At 67.7% G+C, this 2103-nt stretch carries 1 protein-coding gene; it reads right to left on the bottom strand.

Going from position 1 to position 2103, the window contains the following annotated elements:
* Positions 1–4: 4 nt before the first annotated feature.
* Positions 5–2103: S8 family serine peptidase (locus tag ACFWY6_RS45170; protein WP_384703684.1), on the bottom strand; the 2099-nt coding region annotated here is incomplete at its 5' end.

The raw sequence follows: 2103 nt of genomic DNA, 5'->3' as shown, positions 1-2103 counted from the left end.
CGACCTAGTTGCCGTAGTACGCGTTGTAGATCGACAGCGTCGACTTGTTCCCCTTCTTGTCCGCGATCTTGGCGTGGAAGGAGATCCCCTTGCCCGCGGCCGGGTTCTTGACCTTGATCTTGCCGCCGCTGACGGTGGTCTTCTCCCAGGTCTGGCCGTAGTCGTACGACACGTACACCGCAAGGGACTTGAGGTTCGAGCCCGCGGCAGCGCCCTGCACCGTCACCGGCACGGACTGGGTCTCGCCGGCCTTGGCCTTGCTGCTCAGGTCGACCGCCGGGGCGAACCGCGCCGTGGAGACCGGCAGCTTCGCGTTGTCGGCCTTCTTGGAGCGGAACGTCCAGCTCGCGTCGATGCGCGTGGAGGCCGCGGCCACCTTGACGCTGCGCTTCACGGACGTCGACAGCCTGTACTCGGCCTCCGCCGCCGGAACCTTGAAGGTGGCGCCGCCGACCAGCGGGTCCTCGTTCTCGCCGATCTTGGTGGAGCCCTTGTACAGGGTGGTCTTCACCGACGAGTAGAGCGAGGAGCCCGCGTGTGTCCTGCCGTCGGCGAACAGCGGCAGATAGCCGCCGATCTCGTTGCCCTCGCGGGTGACGCCGAACTCGCCGCCGATACGCGGACCGAAGACGGCCGTGTTGAACGTCTTCTCGTAGCTCTTGCCGCCCGTGAACTTCTGCGCCGCGCCCAGCGAGTAGACCGCGTCGATGATCGGCCAGCCGTCCGGGTCGGTCCCGGCCTGCTGCTCGAAGTTCATGCCCCACTTCACGTCGTCGACCGTGGACAGATACAGCGTCCGGGTGCCGGGCAGCACCTGCGGAATGCCGATCGAGGAACCGCCCGAGCTGCCGGGGAGCGAGCCCAGGGCGCTGAACGCGCCCTTCTTGCCCTTGGCCGACGCACCCAGGTTCGCCTTCACCGTGGCCAGTTCGGACGCCTTGAAGTGCTTGGTGTATCCGGTGGCGACCTGCTTGACCTTGCCCCCGAGCACGATGTCGTACTCGGCGTCGTCACCCTTGACCCAGTGGCCGTCCCACTGCTGGTGCAGCGAGCCGTCGGTGACCTGCGGACCCAGGTGCGCGCTGCGGAAGTCGGTGTACGCGTCAAGCCACCAGCCGAAGGAGTAGCTGCCGCGCGCCGTGTCGACCGTGTAGTCGGGTGAGGCGAAGTAGGACTTGGCGTCCGCCGAAGGAACGGTGATCTCCACCGGCTTCGTCGTCCGAGCGTCCAGCGTCACCGTGGTGTCCTTGGTGACGCTCAGCTTCGGCTGGGCGATCCAGTCGGCGCCCTTGGTGAAGTCGGCCGGGTCGGCGAACATGCTCGTGTTGAGCAGGTAACCGCCCTTGGGGACACGGAGCTTGACCGTGCCCGACGTGTCGAACGGGTTGAAGGACTTGTCGGTGGCGAGCCCGGAGACACCCTCCAGGTCGCTGTCGTAGTACTTCGGCGCCTGTCCGTCGCGCCCGATGTGCTTCAGGGTCAGCTCGTACGACTCGACCTCGCGCTCGACGGCGGCCGCCGTGCGCACGGACTGCCCGTCGCCGGTCGCCACGACATACGCGGAGTACGCGCCGTCGATGGTCCCGCCGAGCTTCGTGTCGGCGGTCAGGTCGACCGCGGCGGTGCCGCCCGCGGGGACCTTCACGGTCTTCGCGCCGAGCTTGAAGAAGCCGGCCGGGGCCGGGTCGCCCTTGGGGTTGATGGCCGTCACCGCGAGATCGAGGGTGACGTCCTCCTTGCCGAGGTTCTTGTACGTCACCTTCTTGGTGACCGGCTTGTCGTCGGTGTGCGGCCATGCCTGCGTGCCGAAGGTGACGGAGACCGGCTCGGCGACGACCGACTGCTTGATGGCCTTGTCGACGGTGATGCGTCCCGAACCCTGCTGGAACGGCGTGTACTTGCCGTCCTTCGTGGACGCGGTGAGCGCGCCCTTCAGCTCCGCGTACGTCCAGTCCGGGTGCTGCTGCTTCAGCAGGGCGGCGGCGCCCGCGACGTGCGGGGTCGCCATCGACGTACCGGAGATCGTCAGATAGCCCTCGGGCTTCTGACCGACCTCCTGGTCGATGATGCTGCCGGGGGCGGCGGCCGCGGTGATGTCCACGC

The sequence above is a fragment of the Streptomyces sp. NPDC059037 genome, assembly GCF_042740015.1.
In the GTDB taxonomy this organism is placed as follows: domain Bacteria; phylum Actinomycetota; class Actinomycetes; order Streptomycetales; family Streptomycetaceae; genus Streptomyces.
Note: the sequence above shows the minus strand (reverse complement) of the source record. Positions and strands in the feature narration are given on the sequence as shown.